This is a genomic window from Roseomonas aerilata DSM 19363 (assembly GCF_000711725.1).
GTDB lineage: Bacteria > Pseudomonadota > Alphaproteobacteria > Acetobacterales > Acetobacteraceae > Roseomonas > Roseomonas aerilata.
Map to the genome: position 1 here is coordinate 1 of NZ_JONP01000038.1, position 22,171 is coordinate 22,171.

The window sequence follows — 22,171 nt, forward strand, 5'->3', positions numbered from 1 at the left end:
CACGCGACAGATCTCGCCTTCCTCTCAAACAACTTGCCAATGCCCGTTGGCTGCCTCATAGAGGCAGGTGCGGGTGAAGGCATCTCCGCACTTCGAGATGCGGCCATGCCGATCGGTCTCGCCCGACCGGTAGCGGGTTGGCGTCAGTCCTAGGTAGGGTCCGACGTCTCGCGCGTGTTTGAATCGTGTTGGCTCGTCGTTGGTGGAAAGGAAAGCCACCGCGGTGATCGGACCAACACCGGGAACAGTCATGAACCGCTTGAGGGTGGGCTCGCTGCGCGCAAGGCGGCGGATGTCGCGGTCCAGAGCTGCCACCTGGGTCACTACATGACGCCTGACCTCGGCGAGCCTGGTCACGAGGCCGCTGATCACCGGCTGTCCCTCGGCCAGGGCCTCGGCGCGGCGGACCAGGGCGTCAGTGTTCCCCGGGCCGAGGATCAGGCCGAAGGTCATGAGCAGCCCGCGCAACTGCGCGTCCAGGTCCGTCCGGATCGCCACCAGCCTGCGTCGTGCGGCGAGCAAGGCCAAGCGCTCGTGCGAGGTGAAGCTCTTGGCCGTGACCGCACGATACCAGCCCATTCGCAGGATCTCGGCGAGGCCGCGGGCATCACTGCGGTCAGACTTGGTTGGGCGCATCGAGAGCGCGGCATGGGCGTGCCGTGCGTCCATCAGCACCACCGGCAATCCCACCGAGCTCAGCGCGTGGTACAGCCACGAGGAGGTGGCGCCCGTCTCGAGGCCAATCTTTGCAAGCCGCGGTGCCTTGGTCCGGATGAGACCCATCAGGGCTGTGGGCTCGGCCGCAACCTTGCCCTCGAACATCACAGCCCCTGCGGCATTGATCACGCAGACGCTGATCTCCTTCAGCGAGACATCCAGCGCGACATACTGCTCCATGGCGGCTCTCCCGATGCCAGTGTTGCCACGGTCGAGCCTACGACCCTGGATCAGGAGGAGCCCCCCCGATTACGCCATGTTTTGGACTGCAGGGGGAGGTTAAGCCCTTTGGCGGCAGCGAGGCGAGTTGCTCAGCGCTGGTCCAGGCATGAAGTGCCTCCCAGACCATGGAGGCGTCCCCCTTCCACCGGGGGCGAGGCTTCCAACATCGAACACGGAATGCCTGATTACGCGCGGATACTGAAGCGGCAACAGGTTCTGGCTGACTTCGGTGAACTCGCCTTGCGCTCCCAGGATCGCGACAAGGTTCCGACCGAAGCTTGCCGCCTGGTGGGCGAAGCCCTCGGCACCGGACGCGCCAAGATCCTAGAAACCAGCACGCCGAGCAGCAGCCCCTCGTCTAGGCCGGCGTGGGTTGGGCGGCCGGCACCGTCGGTGGACTGCGTCTGCCCATGGAGGAGCACTCCTCCGAGAGGCATTGTCACATTGTTTGGTGACTAGGCGAGTTTGAGCGCGCGGCGGAGTTCGCGTGACCTTACGCCGCCATCTGGGCACACGTCTCCCGCCGCCAGATCCCAAAGGCTATGGCGGGCTCACGTCGGTACTGATCGGCGGCCATCAGGTGCCGCCGCGGACGGAAGTGGCCATAGATCATCGCGTGCGCCGACAGGAATTGCTGGGCTTGCCCTGGTGACTTGAAGCTCTGCATCGCGCGCTCTCGACGCCGGGTCGGCCGATGCGAGTTCTCGGCACGATTGTTCAGGTAGCGGCTGGTCCGCTGCCGCAGACCGGGCAGGACCTCTCGCTGTGCAACGCCATAGCTGCGGAGCCCGTCGGTGACGATCTTGCGGGGCTTATAATGGAGGCCCACCAGCAGGCGCTTGAAGAAGCGTTTGGCGGCCGTGGCATTGCGGCGCTCCTGCACCAGGATGTCGAGCACGACCCCGTGCTGGTCCACCGCGCGCCAGAGATGAAATGGCTCGCCGTTGATCCTCAGGCACACTTTATCCATGTGCCAGATGTCGCCCGGCCTTGGTCGCCGCTTCCGCAGCTTGGCCGCAAACTCCGTGCCGAAGCGGAGGCACCAGCGGTGGATACTCTCGTAGCTGACCACGCCCCCCCCGCTCGGCCTGGATCAGTTCGATGTCGCGCAGGCTCAGGCTGAACGGGTGGTAGAGCCAGACAGCATGCTGGGTGACTTCGAGCCGGAAGCGGTAACCGGACTAGGTGGTGGACTCAAATGGCATGATAGTGGATCGGGTAGTTGTCACCGCTGGCGGTCGGGAAGGCGAGTAAGATGGCCTCCGTCATGGTGCGGCTCGGCAGAGGAAAGCGCTCACCGATCCGGAAGTCATCGTACCAGCGCTGCTCCGCCACCATCCGGTGTGCGCGAGATCGAAGCCCATTGGCGTTCTGCTCATCGGTCGATTTTCTCCCCTCGCGCCCTCTGCGTTGATTGGCATGAAGACACAATTCGCGCGACACAGCCTGCCAGCGTACAGCGCTTTCCTCCGTCCAGTGCACGAGATCGGCCTCGGGTATGACCAGCGGATCGACGAAGGCGTTCTTGAGCTTCTCCTCGAAGTTCCGGGGTGCGGCCTTTCGCCATGGTCTGGCGCAGAGGAGCGCTCACCAGAGCGGGCGCGCCCTTACGCACAAAGAAGCCGGTTCACAGGCCCACGTTATAGCCGGGCAGCCCGGCTTCCGCGAAGGTCGGCACCTCGACAAGGGCCGAAGCCCGGCGGGCTGCGTAATCGGCCGGGGCTCCTGGACGGCAGGGGTGTCGGAGAGCATGGCCTGGAAATAGCGCCCCACGGCCAAACTGACGCGGGCGGCGTGCGACCAGCCACCCGGCCAGTCCTGCGGCGCTGCGCGCAGCAGAGCGTAGCCAAGCAGCCCGGACACGAATGACCCAGCCAGGATACCGATCTTGGCCTCGGCTTGGAGCAACGGGTCGCTAGCGAAGGCGAGTAGGGTGATGAAGAGGCTCATAGTGAAACCGATGCCGCAGAGCAGAGCCGTCCCAAGCATCTGCAATCGTCCCGCATAGGCCGGCATGTCCGCGAAGCTAAGACGGATGGCCAGCATCGAGAAGCCAAACACGCCGACCACCTTCCCGGCCAGCAGTCCCAGCCCCACGCCCAGCGTCACCGGAGCGACCAGGGCCTCTGCCGGCAATCCCAGGAAGGGCACGCCGGCATTGGCCAGCCCGAAGATCGGCACGACGAGGAAGCCGATGGGCAAGTGTAGGGCATGCTCCAGGTGGTGCAGGGGGCTGTTGTGCTCCTCGTCCGGTCGGCCTGGGGTACCTTGCAGAGGAATCGTGAAGGCGAGGATTACCCCTGCAAGCGTGGCATGGACGCCAGAGCGCAGCACCAGCACCCAGAGCACAGGCCCCAGCAGAAGGTAGGGTGTCAGACGCCGCACACCGAGCCTGTTCATTCCGGCTAGTACAGCAACCAACACTGCGGCGCCTGCTAGATCCGGCAGGGAGATTCCGGCGGTGTAGAAGAGGGCGATGATGATGACCGCGCCCAGATCGTCGATGATGGCCAACGCGGTCAGAAAAATTCGCAGCGAGGCCGGAACCCGCTTGCCGAGCAGGGAGATGACACCGAGGGCGAAGGCGATGTCGGTAGCGGCTGGGATGGCCCAGCCACGAGCTGTTGGGCCGGCATTGAATGCCAGATACACAAGAGCGGGAACCGCCATACCACCGGCGGCCGCGATCCCCGGCAGGACGCGACGCGACCAAGTGGAGAGCTGTCCATCCAGTGCCTCGCGTTTGATCTCCAGGCCCACGAGCAGGAAGAACACGGCCATCAGGTCGTCGTTGATCCAGTGGCCGACGGATAACGGCCCGACATAGGCGTGCAGCAAGGCCTCGTAGCCGGCCCCAAGCGGCGAGTTGGCGATCGCCAGTGCGAGCGCGGCGGCGCCCATCAGCACCAGCCCCGCCGAGGACTGGCCATCGAGGAAGCGGCGCAGGGCACTGGCTGGAGCGTGTTGGGACGGCGTCATCGACTAGCCTCCGGGCAAGTGTATCCATCACCGGCGGCCCGGCCGATGCTAACCCCTGCCCACGCTTTTCCAGCGCCGACACCCGGCGTCGCTATCGCATCGGAGGGATGTCACGCACAAGAGCACTTGGAGTGGCCCGCGGCACTGGCGCGCCTGGAGGCGCACAACGCCGACGTGCGGCGCGTGCGCGGGCGGATCGAGAAGGTGTTCGGCACAGCCAAGCGCTCCTACGGCTTGCGTCGGATGCGCTGGCTGGGGCTCGGCCGGGCGGGCTGCAAGTCCGGCTCGCGGCAATGGCCTACAACCTTCGCCGCAGTTGGTGTCTGCTCGGGAATGCACCTGTCTGAGAGGCGCTCGAACTGCGCCCATCGAAGGGCAGGAAAGCCCACCGCAGGAAGAAGCGAGGGTCTCCGGCGCTCATCGCCCTCGCCGCAACCCCAAGCCTGGCCAGATCGGCTGAAAACGGCCGCTACCAAACCTTTCGCGCACAGGTCTCATAAGTCCGGGCGGGCGGGGTGGTCGCCCTGACGGCCGCCCCAAATGTCCTTAAAGCGGCAGGTTCTTCAGCTGCGCGACAGCCGCCATGACCCCGCGCAGCTCCGCGAGGCCCCGCAGGCGGCCGATCAGCGGATAGCCGGGAAAGGTCGGCTTGCCGACATCGTCGGCCAGCTCGTGGCCGTGGTCGGGACGAAAGGGGATGCGCCAGTCCGCGCGGTCCGCGTCGAGGCGGCGCTTCTGCTCGGTGAGCAGGGCCTCCACTACCGCCACCATGTTGGTGTCGCCGCCGAGGTGGTCGGCTTCCATGAAGGATCCGTCCGGTTCCTTCGCGACGTTCCGCAGATGAGCGAAGTGGATGCGGTCCGCGAAACGGGTGGCGATGCGCGGCAGGTCGTTGGCGGGATGCGCGCCGAGCGAACCCGTGCAGAGGGTCAACCCATTGGCTGGGTTGTCGACCATGGCGAGGAGGTCGGCGATGTCCTGCTCGGTGGAGACGATGCGCGGCAGGCCGAAGAGCGGGCGCGGCGGATCGTCGGGGTGCATGCCCATGCGGATGCCGAGTTCCTCGGCGGTGGGGATCACCTCCTCCAGGAAGCGCCGCAGGTTGTTCTTCAGGTCCTGCGCGGTCATTTCCCCGTAGGCCGCGAGGATGCGGCGCAGGCCCGCGACGTCGTAGCGGTCGTAGGCGCCGGGCAGCCCGGCCATGATGGAGGCGAGCAGCGTGTCCTTCTGCGCCTCGCTCGCGCCCTCCGCCCAAGCCTTGGCGCGGGCGAGCAGCTCGGGCGCGACACCTTCCGCGGCGCCGGGGCGCTCCAGGATGAAGACGTCGAAGCCGACATACTCATGCGCGTTGAACCGCAGCGCGTTGCCGCCGCCCGGAAGCGGGTGGCGCAGCTCGGTGCGCGTCCAATCCAGCACGGGCATGAAGTTGTAGCAGATGTTCGTCACCCCCGCGGCCGCGAGGTTGCGCATAGACTGGCGGTAATTCGCGAAGAGGGGCGCGCAGTCGGGATCGCCGCGCCGGATCTTCTCGTGCACGGGCAGGCTTTCCACCACGCGCCAGTGAAGCCCGAGCGAGGAGTCGCGCGCGAGGATGGCCTTGCGTCGCTCGATCTCCTCGGGCGTCCAGACCTCGCCATAGGGGATCTGGTGGAGGGAGGTGACGATGCCGCGCGCGCCGGCCTGCCGGATGTGGTCGAGCCGGACGGCGTCGTCGGGCCCGAACCAGCGCCAGGTTTCTTCCATCGATGGCTGTCCTTCGGGAAAGGGGCGTCAGCCCGCTGCGGCGGCGCGGGCGCCGGCCGTGAGCAGGCGTTGGTAGGCATCGGCGACGGCGGCGCGGAAGCCCGCATGCACCGGCAGGTCGGTGCCGAAGATCGGCTCCAGGCCCAGCAGGGTGGAGAGGCGCGCGGCCGGGTCGTCGCCCGCCGCGTCCAGGGCGGCGCGGAAGGCTGGGGCCATGGGGTCGCGCAGGTCGATCGGCCGCCCCGCCTCGTCCACCCCGCCCGCGTAGCGCGCCCAGGCGGCGACGGCGAGCGCGAGCGCGGTGATGGGGAGCCCCGCGGCCAGGCGCTCGCGCACCGTCGAGAGAAGACGCTGGGGCAGCTTCTGAGAGCCGTCCATCGCGATCTGCCAGGTGCGGTGGCGGATGGCCGGATTGTTGAAGCGGGCCAGAAGATCGTCGGTATAGGCCGTGAGGTCCTGGCCGGGCGGCTGCGGCACCATGGGGCGGATCTCCGCCCAGAGGCGCTGGAGATAGGAGGACAGGGTGGGATCACCGACCGCCTCCACGATGGTCTCGTGCCCGGCGAGGTAACCGAGATAGGCGAGCGCCGAGTGCGCCCCGTTCAGCAGGCGCAGCTTCATGTGCTCGAAGGGCGCCACATCCCCGGTGAGGAGGGCGCCGGCAAGGTCCCAGGCCGGGCGGCCGCCGTCGGCGAAGCGGTCCTCGATCACCCACTGGCGGAAGGGCTCGTGCACCACGGGGGCGAAGTCGGCCAAGCCCGTCGCGGCCTGCGCGGCGGCGAGATCCCCCTCCTCCATGGCGGGGACGATGCGGTCCACCATGGTGGAGGGGAAGGGCACGGTGGCCGCGATCCAACGGGCAAGGTCCGGGTCGAACAGGGCGGCGAAGTCCCGCACCAGGCCGCGCAGCAGCGCGCCATTGTGGGGGAGGTTGTCGCAGCAGAGCACGGTAAAGGGCGACATCCCGGCCGCGCGGCGGCGGCCCAGCGCCGCGGCCAGGAAGCCCAGCGCCGTGCGTGGCGCATCCGGCGCGCGGCGGTCGTGCAGGATGTCGGGGGGGTCCTCGCGCAGGCGGCCCGTCGCGGGGTCGTGGCAGTAGCCCTTTTCCGTGACCGTCAGGCTGACGATGCGCGTTTCCGGCGAGGCGAGGAGGGCGACAACGCCGGCGGGGTCCTCGGGCGCGACGCGCACCTCCAGGAGGTTGCCGACGACGCGCGCGCGCTCCCCGCCGGGGCCGCGCTCCAGCGCGGTGTAGAGGCCGCCCTGGGGTGCGAGGCGGTCCCGCTGGTCCGGCCGCTGCAGGGACACGCCGACGATGCCCCAGTCCCCGCCGCGGGCGTTCAGCACATCCTCAGTGTAGAGGGCGCCGTGGGCGCGGAAGAAGGCGCCGAGCCCGAGATGCACGATGGCCGGGCGGAGCGCCGCGCGGTCGTATCGCGGCAGCGCGACACCCGCGTCCGGCGGGTGCGCGGCCAAGGCTTCCGGCGAGAGGCGGAGCGTGTCGGGGGGCATGGTGGCTCGGCTCCGGGAAGCGGCGGTCACTTGAAGTAGAGGCTGGGCAGCCAGAGCGAGACCCAGGGCACGTAGCTGACGATGAACAGCACGATGATGTTGCAGACGAGGAAGGGCACGATGGCCTTGCTGACGGAGCCGAGCGACACCTTGGCGATGTTGGCGGCGACAAAGAGGCAAACCCCCACGGGCGGGGTGGTCAGCCCGATCATCAGGTTCAGCACGGCGATAATGGCGAAGTGGATGGGATCGACGCCGACCGCCACCGCCACGGCGAGCAGCGGCGGGAAGAGGATGATCAGCGCCGCGATCGTCTCCATGAAGGTGCCGACGATCAGGAGGAGGATGTTGATCAGGAGGATGATGACGTATTTGTTGGTCGTCAGGGACAGCATCGCGGCGGCGATCGCCTGCGGGATCTGCTCGCTGGTCAGGATCCAGCCGAAGACGTTGGCGAAGCCCACTAGCAGGATCAGCGCGCCCGAGCCGATGGCGCTTTCCAGGAGAATCGCGGGGATCTGGCGGATGCGGAAGCCCTTGTACACGAAGAGGCCGACGACGAGCGCGTAGATCGCCGCGACCACCGAGGCCTCGGTGGGCGTGAAGAGGCCGCCGACGATGCCGTAGAGAATGACGGCCGTCATCAGCAGGGCCCAGAAAGCGCCGCGCGAGGAGCGGATGATCTCGCGGAACCCGGCCCACTCGCCGCGCGGATAGGCGCGCCGCACGGAGACGATATAGACCGTGACCATCATGGCGAGGCCGAGCAGGAGCCCGGGGATGGCGCCGGCAAGGAACATCTTGCCCACGGAAAGCCCGGACAGCGTGCCCACGATGATCATCGGCACGCTCGGCGGGATAATGGGCCCGACGGTGGAGGCCGCGGCGGTGACGGCCGCAGCGAAGGGCGCGTCGTAGCCGGCCCGGCGCATGGCCGGGATCATCACGGAGCCGATCGAGGCGGTCTCGGCCACCGCCGTGCCGGAGATGCCGGCGAAGATCATCGATCCCGTGACGTTGGCGAGCCCGAGCCCGCCGCGGATGTGGCCGACCAGCGAGTTGCCGAAGCGGACGATCTGGTCGGTGATCCCTCCGCCGTTCATCAGGTTGCCCGCCAGCACGAAGCCGGGGATGCAGAGGAGCACGAAGCTGTCCATGCCGGCATAGGCGTATTGCGCGACCACCGAGAGGTCGATCTCGGCCCCGATGAGGTAGACGGCGCTGGCGAGGCCGAGCGCGATGCCGACGGGGACGCCGAGGATCAGGCAGACGGCGAAGGTCAGGAACAGCAGGGTGACGAGCATCAGGTGAGCTCCCCGTGCGATGCGGGCGGCGTTTCCGCGAAGCCCAAGAGGCGGAACAGGGAGAAGAAGGCGAGCGCGGCCGGGATCAGCAGCATGACGGCGTAGACGGCGATCATCGGCAGGTCGAGGGAGCGGGCGCGCTCACCGACGCTGAAGGAGACGTAGTCGTAGGCGCCGGGGATGATGATCAGGCTGAAGGCCAGCACGATGACATCCACCACGCGCTCGATCCCGCGGCGGATGGCGGGCGGCAGGGGCGCGACGAACAGGTCCACGTTGACCATCTCGCCGCGCAGCAGGGCGAGGCCGCAGGAGAAGCCCACGAGATAGACAAGGGCGAAGCGGGCGATCTCCTCGGTCCAGGAATAGGCTGGAAAGCCGGGGATGCGGCCCAGCACCTGGACCGTGACCACGCCGATCAGGAAGGCGAAGGCGACGAGCGTGCCCGCCCGGCACACCGCGCGGACGGCGGCCAGGATGGCGGCGAGGGCGAGGCGCATGGGGTGTTCTTTCCTCCGGGCGGCAGGGCCCGCCGCGTTCCCGCGGCGGGCGATCCGCTCAGGCCGCGATGATCTGCTCGTAGACCGGGCGGATGTCGGCGTTCAGCGCGGCGATCACGGCGTCCTTGCCCTTGGCGGCGTAGGCGGCCTTGTCCACGTCCACGAACTTCATGCCCTTTGCCGTCAGCTCGTTGGCCAGGTTCCGCTCGTCCTCCAGGAACAGGCCGCGCTCGTAGTCCTGCGCAGCCTTGGCGGCCTCCATGACGGCGGCCTGCTGGCCGGCCGGGAGACGGCCGAGCTTGCGCGCGCCGCCGACGATGTAGATCCAGCTCAGCACGTGCTCGGTGCGGTTGATGGTGGACTGCACCTCGCTGAAGCTGGCGGACTTGATCAGCGCTAGCGGGTTCTCCTGCGCGTCGATCGTGTGGTTCTGCAGCGAGGTGAAGACCTCGGAGAAGGCCATCGGCGTGGCCTTGGCGCCCAGTGCCTCCCAGAAGCGGACGAAGAGGGGCACGTTCGGCACGCGGATCTTCAGGCCGTTCAGCTCGGCGGGCGTGGTGTAGGCGCGGTTGGCCGTGAGATAGCGCGGGCCGCGCGCGAAGTAACAGAGCGGCTTGAGCTGGGTCTTGCCAGCAATGTCCTCGGCGATGCGCTGGCCGATGGGGCCGCCCACCACCTTGTCCATGTGCGCGAGGTCGCGCACGGCGTAGGGGACGGCGAGAAGGGCAGCGGAGGGCGCCCAGTTCTGCAGGGATTCGCCAGTGATGGTGAAGTCCACGGTGCCGAGCTGGATGCCCTTGATCAGGTCGGTCTCCTTGCCGAGCTGCTCGTTCGGGAAGACGCGCACTTCGAGCGCGCCGTTCGTGCGGCGGGCCACCTCCTCGGCGAACTTCAGGCTGGCCTTGTGCCACGTGTTGTCCTCGTTGCCGAGATGGCCAAGCTTGAGCGTGGTGGCTGCGCGGGCGTTGAAGGCGGGCGCGACACCGAGCGCGAGGATGCCGGCCATGCCGCCGAGCGCCCGGCGGCGTGAGGTGTTGGTGATGCTCATGGATGTTTCCTCCTGGATGGGTTGCGTCACGCGTCGAAGGCGAGATGGACCTTCACGGTGCTGCCGGGATCGCGCTCGATCAGCTCGAAGGCCTCGCGAGCATCGCTGGCGGCGAAGGTCTGGGTGATCATGGCGGCGGGCTGGAGCTTGCCGCTTTGCAGCCAGTCAACCACCTGGGGCAGCAGGCGGCAGTTCAGGCGCGAGCCGGCCAGGGTGAGTTCCTTCTTCACGATCTCCTGCTGGCTGACGTTGCAGGGGGCCGGCGAGAAGCCGAGGATGCCGATGCGGCCCGCGGGGCTCGCGATGCGGCAGGCTTCCTCCAGCAGGGCAGGCACGCCGGCCCCGTCGATGACCAGCGAGGGCCCGAGCCCGTCATGCTCGGCGGCCACGGCCTCGGGCACGGAGCGGGCGCGGGAGTTAACGACCAGGTCGGCGCCGAAGCTGCGGGCGCGCTCCAGGCGCGCCTCGTCGAGGTCGGCCACGATGCAGCGGGCGCCGTGCAGCTTGGCCACCTGCAGCACGGTCAGGCCCACCGTGCCCGCACCGTAGATGAGCACGGAGTCCTCGGCGGTGATGCCGGTGCGGGTCAGGACGTTGGCTGCGATGGAGAAGGGCTCCGCCAGGGCGGCGACCTCGATGGGGAGATTTTCGGGCAGCTTCACCGCATTGGCGGCGGGCACCGCGACATGGCTGCGGAACCCGCCGTCGCGGTGCACGCCGAAGACCTCGAGCTTGCCGCAGACATTCGATCGGACAGCGCGGCAGGCGTAGCACTGCCCGCAGGAGACCACGGGATCGACCACGACGCGGTCGCCCCCGGCGAGCCCCGTGACGGCGCTGCCCACCGCCTCGACGACACCGGCGAACTCATGGCCGATGATGCGGGGATAGCGCGCGAAGGGGTTGCTGCCGTGGTAGATGTGCAGGTCCGAGCCGCAGATGCCGGCGCGCTGTACGCGGACGAGCACCTCCTGCGGGCCGGGCGCTGCCGGTTGGTCGGCGAAGAGTTCCAGGACATGCGGCGTCGTGACGGCGATGGCGACCATGGGAGTTTGCCTCCGAGAAGCGCGTCAGCGCCGCGGGGTGAAGAAGTCGGGCTTGCTGTGGAGCAGTCGATCGATGGCGGTGAAGACGGTGCGAAGGTGCTCGCGCATCACCGCCTCCGCGCCGTCGGCATCGCCGGCGAGGACGCACTCCACCAGGTGCTCGTGCTCGGCCAGGAGCATCTCCAGCCAGTCCTGGCCGGAGAAGGAGAGATAGCGGACGCGGTCGAGCTGGAGCTTGACGTCCTGGATGACACTCCAGACGGCGGGGCGGCCTGCCATGCGGGTCAGCTCGCAGTGCAGGCTTTCGTCGGAGCGGAAGAAGGCCACTTCGTCACGTGCCACGACGGCACGGCGCTGGGTCTCTATCGTTTCGGCCAGGCGACAGCGGTCATCTGGGTTTCTTGTTTCTGCGGCCATGCGGACCGTGCGGCATTCCAGCGTCTCGCGGACGAACTGACCGTCACGGACGGCGGAGAGGCGGATGGGGGCGACGAAGGTGCCGATCTGCGGACGGATCTCGAGCAGGCCCTCATCGGCCAGGCGGCGGAAGACTTCGCGTACCGGGGTGCGGCTGACGTTCAACTGCTCGGCTACCGGCGCCTCGGAGATCGCCATGCCGGGCGGCATGGCGCCTTGCAGGATCTGCTGGCGCAGGGCGGCGTAAAGCTCTCGGGTGATGGGCTCTCGCCGTTCGAGGGCAAGTTCAAGCACAGGGAGGCGTCCTCCTCAGCTAGCATACTAGTAGACAACCAGCCGTGTCGGAGTCAAACTCGCAGTGCCAAGAGCATCCGGTACAGCAGCTATGACCGGCCGCGCCGGAACGCCGTTGCGCAGGCCGCTCCTACTCGGCCAGGCTGCTCCTCGCTACCCTCCTCGCGGCAACCCTGGGGAGACAGTGATGGACAGTGTGCAGGGAACGCAGGGAAACGACGCGGGACCCGGGCGCCGCGCCAACCCGCCACTTCCATCGGCGCCCGGGGAACTTGTCACCGTCGTTGCCCACTTCCACCGGGCCGAGATCGCGCGAATGGCAGGGTGGAGGTCGCGGATCGACCTGACCACAAACTGGGCCATCACAGTTGTAGCGGGCATGCTCTCCGTCTCGCTCTCGACGCCGAACGCGCATCACGGCGTGCTCCTTTTCGCCATGGTGCTTGTCCTGCTGCTGCTCTCCATCGAGGCGCGGCGCTACCGCTTCTTCGATGTCTATAGAACCCGGGTGCGGCGGCTTGAGCGGAATTACTATGCGCAGGTCTTCGCGCCACAACCAAATGCGGAGGACGAGTGGGCGAGGCAGATTGGGGAGGATCTCCGCGAGCCACGCTTCCTGATCTCGCGAAGGACGGCGATGTCGCGCAGGCTCCGCCGAAACTACTTTCCGATGTTCCTCGTCTTGCTGGCCGCCTGGATCCTAAAGATCTCCTCCTCCTGGCTGCTACAGGACGCTGCGCCGGTGGACCCGGCCAGACCCGTACCAGGCTTCATCCAGAACCTGGCGCTCGGGCCAATCCCCGGCTGGGCCGTGCTTGCCGCAGTAGCGGCCTTCTACCTGTGGCTCACCCACGAGACCTTCCGGAGCGGCAGGAAGTCCGGCGAACTGCTGCATGGGGACGTGCATGTCTGACCCTGGGCGTTCGTGATGCAGGCCCGCGCGCCCGCGGCAGTTCCACCACATAGCTGCGGGTTGCGGGCACCAAGGACTGTCCGCCAGTTCACATAGTTGATTGCGTGGAAAGTACCCGCCGTGTCTGAGAGGTCGCGCCAAGGTTACCGCTATCCATTCGGGGGGCAACGGCCATGCAGAAGACCACAAGACGCCAGGCGCTACAGGGCGCAGCCTTGCTCCCCGTTGTTGGCAGCCTCACTTCAAGGCGTGCGAGCGCACAAGGTGCTGCCTGGCCCTCACGCCCGGTGCGCATCATTGTGCCTTTCCCTGCCGGCGGCACCACCGACCTGCTCGCCCGGATCCTCGCAGAGCAGCTGCGGCAGCGCCTTGGAACCCCTTTCGTGGTCGAGAACCGCGGTGGCGCTGGCGGGAGCATCGGTTCCGACGCCGTCGCCAAAGCCGATCCAGATGGCTACACGTTGCTGATGGCGACCATCGGCACCGCCTCCATCAACTACGAGCTCTACAAGGACAGCATTACCTACAAGCCCGAGGATCTCGCGGCGGTCTCCAACGTTTCAAACGTCCCGAATGTCCTGGCCGTGCCTACCAACTCTCCCTCACGCACGCTGCAGGACTTTGTCGCGCGGGCGAAAAGCACCTCGGGCGGCCTCACCTACGGCAGCTCCGGCAACGGCTCCAGCCTCCATCTGACAGGTGAACTTCTGAAGGCCGCAGCAGGTATCGACCTGATCCACGTACCCTATCGCGGCTCAGGCCCGATGTTGACGGACGCGATCGCCGGTCGCGTGGACCTGGCAATCGACAATCTGCCCTCCTCCATAGGCCATATCGAGGGCGGGCGGCTGCGGGCGCTCGCGGTGACCAGCCCGCGGCGCAGCCCATCGCTCCCAGATGTGCCCACAGTGCGCGAAGTCGGACTTCCCGGCGTCGAGAAGGTGGCTTGGTTCGGCATCCAGGCACCCGCGCGCACCCCACCAGCCATCATCGACCGGCTCGCCACCGAGATCCACGCCGCGGTTACCGACGCTGGCACGCGAGGTAAGATTGCGGAACTGGGAGGCGAGGCGGTCGGCGACAGGCCCGAGGAGTTCAAGAGCCTTATCGACGCCGAGATCACGCGCTGGGCTGAAGTGATCCGACGCGCCAACGTCCGTGCGGACTGAGGTGGTGATGGAACGAGTTCTGATTACCGGTGGTGCCTCCGGGATCGGGCACGCGGTGGCCGAGCGCTGCCGCGCCGACGGCTACGAACCGGTGGTGATTGATCGTGAGGGCAAGGCGCAAGGTATCATCCGCGCCGACCTGTCCTCCGCGGACGAGACCGCGCACGCGTTGGAGACAGCGCTGCGCGACGGCCCCATCACCCGCTTGGTGAATAACGTCGGCATTGTGCGGCCGGGAGCGCTGGACGAGCAGACGATCGCCGACTTCGAGATCGCCGCTTCCCTCAACCTGCGCTGCGCTATGCAATGCACCCAGGCACTATTGCCGGGAATGAAGGCGGCACGCTTCGGGAGAGTGGTGAACATGGCTTCACGGGCCGCGCTCGGGAAGGAGTTGCGCACCGTCTATGCCGCGACCAAAGCTGGTCTGATTGGGATGGCAAAAGTGTGGGCACTGGAACTGGGCGAGCACGGCATCACCGCTAATGCGGTTGGCCCCGGACCAATCAGGACGGAGCTTTTCGACCAGGCGAATCCTCCGGACAGTGAGCGCACCCACGCGATCATCAGGGCTATTCCTGTGCGGCGGGTAGGCACCCCGGAGGACGTCGCAAATGCCGTGTCGTTCCTGCTGGACGCCCGGAGCGGCTTCGTCACCGGACAGGCGCTCTATGTCTGTGGCGGCATGACTGTGGGCGCCGCAAGCGCATGAAGCAGCCACAACCAAGCTCTCCCGTTGCTGTCGTCGGGGCCGGCAGCATTGGCGTGGCCTTTGCCCTGGTCTTTGCGCGCGCAAACGTGCCGGTGCGCATATGGGATCCGGCGGCCAGTCGGAGGTCAGCTGTGCTTCCCGAACTCGAGGCGCGGCTCGGAGACTTGGCCAGCTACGATCTGTTGGCCGAAGCGGCCGGTACTATCCTTGAGCGTGTTACCGTTTGCGACGAGCTGGTAACCGCCGTTGCAGGTGCGCAGTACGTGCAGGAATGCGCGCCGGAACGGGTAGAGCTTAAACAGGAGCTCTTCGCTGAGCTCGACAGGTTGGCGCCGCCCCAGGCCGTGCTGGCTAGTTCCTCCTCTTTCCTCCTAGCCTCATCCTTTGCGGCGGATCTGCCGGGGCGAGGGCGATGCCTTGTCGCTCATCCCGGCAATCCACCCTACCTGATCCCAGTGATCGAACTCGTCCCAGCGCCCTTTACCGAGGGCGTTGCCACGCAGAGGGCCGAGGCGCTTCTTGCTCTGGTAGGCCTCTCACCGGTGCATGTCCGACGGGAAGTGGAGGGCTTCATCTTCAATCGGCTCCAGGGTGCGTTGTTGCGGGAGGCCTACTGCCTGGTTCGCGACGGTGTTGCCTCGGTCAAGGATGTGGACCGCGTGGTGCGCGATGGGCTGGGACGTCGATGGGCGCATATCGGTCCTTTCGAGACGGCCGACCTTAATACGCGGGGTGGCATCGCCGCCCACGCGGAAAGAATGGGCCCTTCCTATGCCCGCATGGGGGCCGAGCGCGGCCAGGACGATGCATGGACCCCGGATCTGGTAGCTCAGGTCGAACGCGAGCGCCGGGCCATCCTCCCAGCAGAGGAATGGGAGGCGCGCGTGGCATGGCGTGACCGCCAACTCATGGCTGCCCTCAAGGCGCGCCAGGGAGCATGAACCGCCATGACATGCGTGCCCGAGACCATTCAGAATGGGTTCCGTGAGCACTTGCACTAAACCTGCTGGACTGAGGCGGACGACGGCAGCGCTTGCGCGGCCTCAAGGATGGCAGCGCCGCGTTGCCACGGAGGGGGCGAATTCGGGCGCGAAGTGCCCCTCGATTTTCGTCTGACGCGCTGTTGCCATCACTCACTCGTTCTATGTCTGCGTCGTCGGCAGGCTACGATGCAGTCCTCTCGACCAGTCGGCGCAAGCTCAGCCCCTGCACGATGATGGTGAACACCACGATCAGATAGGTCGCGGCCAGGATGGTGGGCTTCTCCGCAACCTCAGGGATGGACAGGGCTAGCGCGACCGATATCCCGCCCCGCAGGCCACCCCAGGTGAGGACAGGAACCGTGCCTCGCACGAAGTCCTTCCATCGGCTCAGGAGCCAAACCGGGATAGCCACAGAGGCGAGGCGCGCCAGAAGGACGAGAAGAATGGCCGTGACTGGCAGCCAACTGAGCAGGACATCCGGACGCAGAACGAGAACCTCGAGACCGATGAGCAGGAACAGCACCGAGTTCAGGATTTCGTCCACCAGGGTCCAGAAGCCGAAGAGATAGCGCTGGGTCAGGTCGCTGAACGCATCGCGGGGGTCGCGATTCCCGATCAGCAGCCCGGCGACCACCATCGCGATCGGCCCGCTCATGCCCAACCGCGCTGCCAGCGTATAGGTTCCGGTTACCAGCCCCAGCGTGATCAACACCTCAACCGAATAGTTGTCGATCTGCCTCATGGCGCGGTAGGCAAGATAGCCGGCCACAAAGCCCAGAAAACCGCCACCCACGGCCTCCAGGAAGAAGAGCTCGGCCACGCCGCTCAAGCCCGTGGCGCCGTGCTCAGTGCCGGTCGCAATTGCGAGTGCGATGGTGAACACCACGACGCCGACGCCATCGTTGAACAGGGACTCGCCAACCATGTCCAGTTCGAGCGATTCTGGCACGCGCACGGCCCGCAACGTGCTGAGGACAGCAACTGGGTCGGTAGGGCTGATCAGCGCTCCGAAGACGAAGGCCCAGGCGAGCGGCAGATCGAGGCCGAACAGAGAGGCTATGGCCCAGAAGCCGAAGCCGACGATCACCGTCGAGATGACCACGCCCATCGTCGCCATGGTGCCGACGACCCAGGCTCGCTCTCGAAGGACCGAGAGATCCACGTGAAGGGCGCCGGCGAAGAGCAGGAAGGCCAGCATCCCGTCGAGCACGGTGCGCTGGAAATCAACCTGCCGGATAATGACGCCGACCTGCTCATGGAGCTGTACCTGGGGGAGCAGGCGCTCGAGCAACACGAGAGTAAGCGAGGCCCCAAGCCCCATAACAAGCAGCCCCACCGTATCGGGCAGGCCGACGAAACGGTGGTTTGCCCAGCCAAAGGCTGCCGTGAGAACCAGCAGAACCGAGATGAGTTCGAAGGGGGAGAGCATGTTGGCCTAGCGGGGTTCATGGGATGTTTCGCGGGCGTGCGGAGGCGCCTTGATCGGAGGTAGGCGGAGCGGCGGGCTCTGCTGAGCAGCGGTCGGTTTACCCGGGAAATCCAAGATCTCCCTTCATTTATGCTGCGGCCTCCCGCCTGAGCTGCGGGAGCGCGGCGTAGCGCGCCTCGAGATCTGCCAAAGCGGCGGGATCCTTCAGGCACATGCGTCCCACGGACAGCGCCAGATCGAGATGCCGGCGCAGCTCCGCCTGCCGCTCCGGGCGCGCCTCAACGTCCATCACGCGGCCCAAGGTCTCCAGGAGACGGATAAGCACTCCTGCCGAGCCGCACCCGTACTGCCGGATCATGTGGAACATGGCGTCGCACAGACCGCCGTAGTCCGGTACGCGGCGGTAGAGAACCGCCTTGCCCTCGCGCAGGACTGTGCTGCTCGGCAGATGCCGGGGCGCGATTTCGCACAGGGCGGCGCCGAAGCGCTCGACGACCGCGGCCGCCGTGAAGGGATCATTGATGCCTGGCGAAAGCGCTCGGACAGCCACTTCGACCAACTGGCGCACCGCAAACTCGAGGTCCTGCGCCGCCGCCTGCCGGGTGCCGACCGAGAGGGCAGCCCGGAGCGCCACCTCCGCTCCGGCGGCTGGCTCGCCGCCGGCCAGCTCGGCCACAGGACCACCAGGGAAGAGGTAATCGCCGGGATGGGTGAGCAGTACCAGCACAACCCCCCGTTCCGCCGCCCAGTCAGCGAGGTCCTCATAATCCAGGGAGCGCAGGTAGCCGCGCGTGCCCAGCCGGACCGGGGTTCCATGCGGGGGAGGCATTGCCGGCCCGGCAGGCGGCTCCTCCCGGCTGAGACGATCGATCGCAGCAGAGAGCTCCCCGTGCACCAGATCAATGACGGTCTCGACGTTGATGCCTGTGGCCACGTGATGGACAAACCAGACGAGCGTGCCGACACAGGCCAAGCCGAGGATGAGGGCGCCGGTGACGCCGAGATGCGGCACGAAGGCCACCTCCTCAACGGCACGGACCGTCCGCAGGACCACCAGCGCATAGGCGAAGCTGCCCAGGAAGACACCGAGTGCGGTCTGGTTCCCCGGGTCCCGCACGAAGTTCCGGAGCAAACGTGGCCCCATCTGGCCGGAGGCGAGGGACAGGGCAGCCACTGTGATCGAGAAGGTTGTCCCGGCAACCCCGATGGTGGAGGTGGCGATGGCACCCAGGAGCGCCCTGGCCCCGGCCTCACCGCCTGTATACACCCAACCATCCGGCACCCAGGGCAGCTTGGTCCCGCTCTGTTCGGCCAGGACGGCCAACTCCCCCAGCAAGATGCCGAGCACCACCAGAAAGGCCGGCCGTATCCAGAAGGCGTCGCCCAGCGCCTCCAGCCAGTCGCGGAGCTTGTCCCTCACTGCGGCCGACCGGGAGAGGGGGGTGAACCTTGTCTGAGCCGCTCCGGCACCCAGCGCGGCCGCGAGCCTCCGCCAGTTCCAGCAGGCCAGCCCTCGCGTTGGCGAGACCGATCGCCATCCGTTTCCTCGGTCTGATCGTGCCAAAGCACCTGGGAAGTGGGGAAAGGCAGGTCTATGCCGGCTTCGGTCAGGGCATTCTTCACGGCCTCGATCGCGCTATCGAGGGAGTCCACGGCCTCGCGCCGGCGCGGCGGGTCGATCCAGAAGCGGGCCGCCATGTCCACGCCGGAGTCGCCAAGGCCGACGACCAGCGCCTCGGGCGGCGGGTCTGCCAGCACGCCCTTGGTCCCGCGCAGTGCGCGCACGATCACCTCTCGTGCCTCAGCAATGGAGTCCCCGTTGCCGATGGTGAGCGAGAACTGCAAACGGCGCTTCTCGTAGGCCGTGATCACCTCGATCTTGTCGGTGAAGAGGGAGGCGTTGGGGATTAGGATGCGGCGGTTGTCGTAGGTGCGCAGCACTGTCGCTCTCACCCAAATATCTTCCACCGTGCCCTCCTGCCCGCCCTGCTTGATCTGGTCACCGATGCGAAACGGGCGGGTCAGCAGGATCAGGACGCCCGCCAGCAGGTTCTGGAGGACATCGCGAAAGGCAAAGCCGATGGCTACGCCGCCAATCCCCAGCAGATTGAACAGATCAGCCGCGGAGACCGAGGGAAAGGCGATGGAGGCTGAGACCAGGAACAGCACTAGCGTCGAAACGCCGCCTGCGATGCGCCCGAGCACCATGGCCGACCCGGTTGAAGCTTCCCGTAGCGACGCTGCCCGAGTAACCCCGGCACGGATGCCGCGTACAAGGAAGAGACCCAGGCCGAACACGACAAGGCCTACCAGCAAGCCCGGAAGGATCGAGGCAGTGCCCGCTCCAAGCGAATGCAGGCGGCCCAGCGCTTGGTCAAACATGTGGTGCTCCGGCTCTGACAGAAGGCGAACGCGACAGGTAAGAGAAGATCGACGGGTTCGGTCGGCCCTGCGAGACTGGACTCAAGCGCTGCTAGTTGCGCCCCAGTTGGGCGCTGAGAGCGTCCAGCGTGCTTCCTTCGCCCGTTTCGCGAGCGTCCTGGACGACGCTCAAGCTGCCATCGGTCTCCAGTACCACGGCCGCCACTTGCTCTGGGTTGCTGGCACCGGAGCTGCGCAGGGCAGAGAGTACCTCCGCGCGGGTTACGCGCTGTGCGCGCATGGCACCCTCAAGGAAGCGGCCGCGATGCAGCAGCAGCGTCGGCTCGGATTTAACGATGTCGCTGAAGCGGGATGAGCGGACTGAGAGCCAAGCCACGACGTATTGCAAGCAAACGAGAAGAACGAAGGCCAACAGCCCTTCGGCCAGTGCAACCGACTTGCTCAGCAGCACGGTTGCGAGCGTTGAGCCTAGCGCTACCGTGACGATTAGGTCGAAGGCGTTAAGCTTGGCCAAAGTGCGCTTGCCCGAGACGCGGAGCATGAGGACCAGCACTGTGTAAGCAGTGGTCCCAACCACGATCACGCGGAGCAGGCCGAACCAGTTGTCAAAGAACATCGGAGTTACCTTCCTCGCGATTCCCATTTGGGCGCTGTGCCAACACATCCGTCGGTGAGCGCGCCCAGCCGTGTGACGCTGCCCCTGTCAGCTTTGCCCCTGCAGGGCAGGGTCGGGTAGGGGCCCGCCTTTGGGCGCTGCCAACTCCTTCCGCCGCAGGAAGTGCCAAGCAAGGAAGCTCGCCGCAACGGCGCCGGCTGTGTCCATGACGATGTCGAGGATCGTGTCATGCTTGCCCTTGATGACGTCTCCCGGCGCGATCTGGTCGAAGCCCCACTCCGCCACCTCCCACAGAGCTCCGAGCGCGACGCCCACGCAGGCGAGCATGAAAACCACCAGGAGCTTTTGGCCAGGCTCACCTCTTAGGCCACGGCCACAGACAAAGATGGCGAGCCAGAGTGTCAGAGCCAAAATCGTGCAGGCATGCAGCGCGCGATCAAACCACCAGAACTGCCGGTAGAGGTCGAACAGGTACCCCGCGGCGTTCGCTGCTGCGAGGACCAGAAGGAGGAACCACGCGGTTAGCCGTCCTGAGCTGGTCGCGTGCATGGGGCCACTCCTTCCGACGCTGGCGTGCCCGACCGGCCCGAGAGGGGTCATCTCTCCGCAGGCGGGCCGAGCGAAAGGAACGCAGGGGAGGAACACAGTTTCCGCGCCGCCGCTGTCAAACTCGCCTGGACGTGACGTGTTTCAACTCTGACCGGCTGGCGGCCTCATGCCTTCGTGCATGCTAGGACTAGGTGTTTCATCCCAGGGTGTGGTGGTACGCTTGACCACCATGCTGCGAAGGACGCGCTATGGGCCAGGTTCTTCACGGATGCGCCCGCACGACAGAGGCGGTTCGTCGCGCGATCTAGCTACAACAAGAGAGCGTAAGGACCCTGGCCCGGCGCTTCGGTGTCAGCCCCACCACGGTCCAGAAATGGCGCAAGCGGGCCACGACGGCCGATGCTCCCATGGGACCCAAGGAGCCCCGCTCCACCGTCCTATGACAGTCGCGGGCATTGGCAAGTTGTTTGATGAGAGGGCGAGTTCGGCTGGATGACTGAGGGTGCGGCAGGATCATGATGCCGTCTGGACGCAGGTCTCCTGCTGCCAGCTGCGAAAAGCCTTGGTGCGGGCACGCCGGTACTCACCGGCCGTCATCAGGTGTCGACGCGGACGGAACTGGCCGTAGATCATGCTGTGGGCTGACAAGAACCGCTGAGTCTGCTCGGGCGACTTGAACCGTTGCATCTGCCGCTCTCGCCGTCGGGTGGGCCGGTGCGAGTTCTCCGCCCGGTTGTTCAGGTACCGACTGCTGCGATGCGGGACCTCGGGTAGGAGTTCGCGCTGAGCGACGCCGTAGCTCCTCAGCCCGTCTGTGACCAGCCGACGCGGTTTGTACCTCAGGCCTGCGAGCAGGCGCTTGAAGAACCGCTTGGCCGCACTCCCGTTCCGCCGGTCCTGAACGAGGATGTCCAGCACCAAGCCGTGCTGGTCCACTGCTCGCCAGAGGTAATGCAACACGCCGTTTATGCGCAGAAACACCTCATCGAGGTGCCAGGTGTCGCCCGGCTTGGGCCGGCGCCGCCGCAGCTTGGCCGCGAACTCCGAACCGAACTTGCAGCACCAGTTCCGGATGCGCTCGCGCGTGACGATGATGCCCCGCTCCGCCAGGATCAACTCCACATCCCGCAGGCTCAGGCTGAACACATGATAGAGCCAGACGGCGTGGCTGATGATCTCTGCCGGAAAGCGGTATCCTGGATAGGTGGCGGGCTCTGACGTCATCCCGTCAGATTGCCCCAGCTCTGTTGTTCCGACCACCGCCCATCACGTTGCCAATGCCGGTCCAGCGTCTCGGCCCGGCGGCTGAGGGTGGTATGATCGGGCACCGCCAGATCCAGCCCGAGTAGCGCCATGATCGAGCCAATCAGGTCTTCGGTCTGGCGCAAGGCGAGGCGGAACACGGCCCGAAGCGTCAGGGCCGTCGTGATGGCCAGCGCCGAACAGCGCGGCTGTCCGCCCCGCGTAGTGCGGGGCTCGGCCTTCCAGGCCGCGACGGCCGCATCCGTGAACCACACGGTCAGACTGCCACGCGCGCGGAGAGCGGTATCGTATTCCGCCCAGTTTGTCGCCCGAAACCTCGGCTTCGGAATGCGGTGACGACGCTTGGCATTGGCCTTGAACGGCAAACTGCGCT

The 22,171-nt window shown here is 66.8% G+C and carries 20 protein-coding genes and 3 pseudogenes; 5 read left to right on the forward strand and 18 right to left on the reverse strand.

Annotation, left to right across the window (positions count from 1 at the left end):
* Positions 1-24: 24 nt before the first annotated feature.
* The 11 genes and pseudogenes from BO39_RS24505 to BO39_RS24550 form a co-directional block, all read right to left on the reverse strand.
* Positions 25-897 (reverse strand): IS110 family RNA-guided transposase, encoded by an 873-nt coding sequence (locus BO39_RS24505; protein ID WP_052402576.1) that lies wholly within the window; start codon positions 895-897, stop codon positions 25-27.
* A 535-nt stretch (positions 898-1,432) separates the two neighbouring features.
* A pseudogene (locus BO39_RS24510) lies at positions 1,433-2,114 on the reverse strand (IS6 family transposase); the annotation flags it as partial.
* Positions 2,115-2,133: 19 nt separating this feature from the next.
* On the reverse strand, positions 2,134-2,421 hold the full coding sequence (locus BO39_RS32970) for a hotdog family protein (protein WP_156963895.1): 288 nt from the start codon (positions 2,419-2,421) through the stop codon (positions 2,134-2,136).
* Between the two features lie 105 nt (positions 2,422-2,526).
* The gene (gene nhaA / locus BO39_RS24515) at positions 2,527-3,918 is read right to left on the reverse strand and encodes a Na+/H+ antiporter NhaA (protein WP_478212684.1); all 1,392 of its coding nucleotides are present in this window, start codon (positions 3,916-3,918) and stop codon (positions 2,527-2,529) included.
* Positions 3,919-4,464: 546 nt separating this feature from the next.
* Positions 4,465-5,661 carry a mannonate dehydratase gene (gene uxuA, locus BO39_RS24520; RefSeq protein WP_043838594.1) on the reverse strand — a complete coding sequence of 399 codons (1,197 nt, stop codon included), beginning with the start codon at positions 5,659-5,661 and terminating at the stop codon, positions 4,465-4,467.
* 27 nt (positions 5,662-5,688) lie between these two features.
* Positions 5,689-7,173 carry a mannitol dehydrogenase family protein gene (locus BO39_RS24525; protein WP_043838596.1) on the reverse strand — a complete coding sequence of 495 codons (1,485 nt, stop codon included), beginning with the start codon at positions 7,171-7,173 and terminating at the stop codon, positions 5,689-5,691.
* Positions 7,174-7,199: 26 nt separating this feature from the next.
* A complete protein-coding gene (locus BO39_RS24530) occupies positions 7,200-8,477 on the reverse strand; it encodes a TRAP transporter large permease (protein ID WP_043838598.1) in 1,278 nt (425 codons plus the stop codon).
* Entirely contained in the window at positions 8,477-8,977 is a 501-nt protein-coding gene (locus BO39_RS24535) for a TRAP transporter small permease (protein ID WP_043838601.1), read from the reverse strand. The genes BO39_RS24530 and BO39_RS24535 overlap by 1 nt, the downstream gene beginning before the upstream one ends.
* A 58-nt stretch (positions 8,978-9,035) precedes the next feature.
* The gene (locus BO39_RS24540) at positions 9,036-10,025 is read right to left on the reverse strand and encodes a TRAP transporter substrate-binding protein (RefSeq protein WP_043838603.1); all 990 of its coding nucleotides are present in this window, start codon (positions 10,023-10,025) and stop codon (positions 9,036-9,038) included.
* 26 nt (positions 10,026-10,051) lie between these two features.
* Complete coding sequence (locus BO39_RS24545) at positions 10,052-11,071, reverse strand: Zn-dependent oxidoreductase (RefSeq protein ID WP_043838605.1); 1,020 nt, start codon at positions 11,069-11,071, stop codon at positions 10,052-10,054.
* Positions 11,072-11,095: 24 nt separating this feature from the next.
* The gene (locus BO39_RS24550; protein ID WP_052402577.1) at positions 11,096-11,782 is read right to left on the reverse strand and encodes a GntR family transcriptional regulator; all 687 of its coding nucleotides are present in this window, start codon (positions 11,780-11,782) and stop codon (positions 11,096-11,098) included.
* Between the two features lie 187 nt (positions 11,783-11,969).
* Here BO39_RS24550 and BO39_RS24555 point away from each other — a divergent pair, with 187 nt between their 5' ends.
* The 4 genes from BO39_RS24555 to BO39_RS24570 all read left to right on the forward strand — a co-directional run bounded on the left by BO39_RS24555 (position 11,970) and on the right by BO39_RS24570 (position 15,517).
* Positions 11,970-12,695 (forward strand): DUF2270 domain-containing protein, encoded by a 726-nt coding sequence (locus BO39_RS24555; RefSeq protein WP_043838607.1) that lies wholly within the window; start codon positions 11,970-11,972, stop codon positions 12,693-12,695.
* A gap of 173 nt (positions 12,696-12,868) precedes the next feature.
* Entirely contained in the window at positions 12,869-13,864 is a 996-nt protein-coding gene (locus BO39_RS24560) for a Bug family tripartite tricarboxylate transporter substrate binding protein (RefSeq protein ID WP_043838610.1), read from the forward strand.
* A gap of 7 nt (positions 13,865-13,871) precedes the next feature.
* A complete protein-coding gene (locus BO39_RS24565) occupies positions 13,872-14,576 on the forward strand; it encodes an SDR family oxidoreductase (protein ID WP_043838612.1) in 705 nt (234 codons plus the stop codon).
* On the forward strand, positions 14,573-15,517 hold the full coding sequence (locus tag BO39_RS24570; RefSeq protein ID WP_043838615.1) for a 3-hydroxyacyl-CoA dehydrogenase: 945 nt from the start codon (positions 14,573-14,575) through the stop codon (positions 15,515-15,517). The genes BO39_RS24565 and BO39_RS24570 overlap by 4 nt, the downstream gene beginning before the upstream one ends.
* Positions 15,518-15,740: 223 nt before the next feature.
* Here BO39_RS24570 and BO39_RS24575 read toward each other — a convergent pair whose 3' ends face one another.
* The 5 genes from BO39_RS24575 to BO39_RS24595 form a co-directional block, all read right to left on the reverse strand.
* Positions 15,741-16,988 (reverse strand): cation:proton antiporter, encoded by a 1,248-nt coding sequence (locus tag BO39_RS24575; protein ID WP_043838617.1) that lies wholly within the window; start codon positions 16,986-16,988, stop codon positions 15,741-15,743.
* Between the two features lie 127 nt (positions 16,989-17,115).
* Positions 17,116-18,408: a DUF2254 domain-containing protein gene (locus tag BO39_RS24580; RefSeq protein ID WP_043838620.1), complete on the reverse strand. Its 1,293-nt coding sequence runs from the start codon at positions 18,406-18,408 to the stop codon at positions 17,116-17,118.
* The gene (locus BO39_RS24585; protein WP_043838622.1) at positions 18,405-19,370 is read right to left on the reverse strand and encodes a mechanosensitive ion channel family protein; all 966 of its coding nucleotides are present in this window, start codon (positions 19,368-19,370) and stop codon (positions 18,405-18,407) included. Before BO39_RS24585 ends, BO39_RS24580 begins: the two co-directional genes overlap by 4 nt.
* A 91-nt stretch (positions 19,371-19,461) precedes the next feature.
* Positions 19,462-19,986, reverse strand: coding sequence for a DUF421 domain-containing protein (locus BO39_RS24590; RefSeq protein WP_043838625.1), 525 nt, complete (start codon positions 19,984-19,986; stop codon positions 19,462-19,464).
* 87 nt (positions 19,987-20,073) lie between these two features.
* Positions 20,074-20,535, reverse strand: a complete 462-nt coding sequence (locus tag BO39_RS24595; protein WP_052402578.1) for a DUF2238 domain-containing protein — start codon at positions 20,533-20,535, stop codon at positions 20,074-20,076.
* Positions 20,536-20,783: 248 nt separating this feature from the next.
* Between BO39_RS24595 and BO39_RS31550 the strand changes: the two are divergent.
* Positions 20,784-20,975, forward strand: a pseudogene (locus BO39_RS31550) (helix-turn-helix domain-containing protein); the annotation flags it as partial.
* Positions 20,976-21,048: 73 nt separating this feature from the next.
* On the opposite strand, the gene BO39_RS24600 reads toward BO39_RS31550, so the two are convergent.
* Together BO39_RS24600 and BO39_RS24605 are read right to left on the reverse strand one after the other, a co-directional pair.
* Positions 21,049-21,759: an IS6 family transposase gene (locus BO39_RS24600; RefSeq protein ID WP_043838627.1), complete on the reverse strand. Its 711-nt coding sequence runs from the start codon at positions 21,757-21,759 to the stop codon at positions 21,049-21,051.
* Positions 21,760-21,824: 65 nt separating this feature from the next.
* Positions 21,825-22,163, reverse strand: a pseudogene (locus BO39_RS24605) (transposase); the annotation flags it as partial.
* Positions 22,164-22,171: the final 8 nt, after the last annotated feature.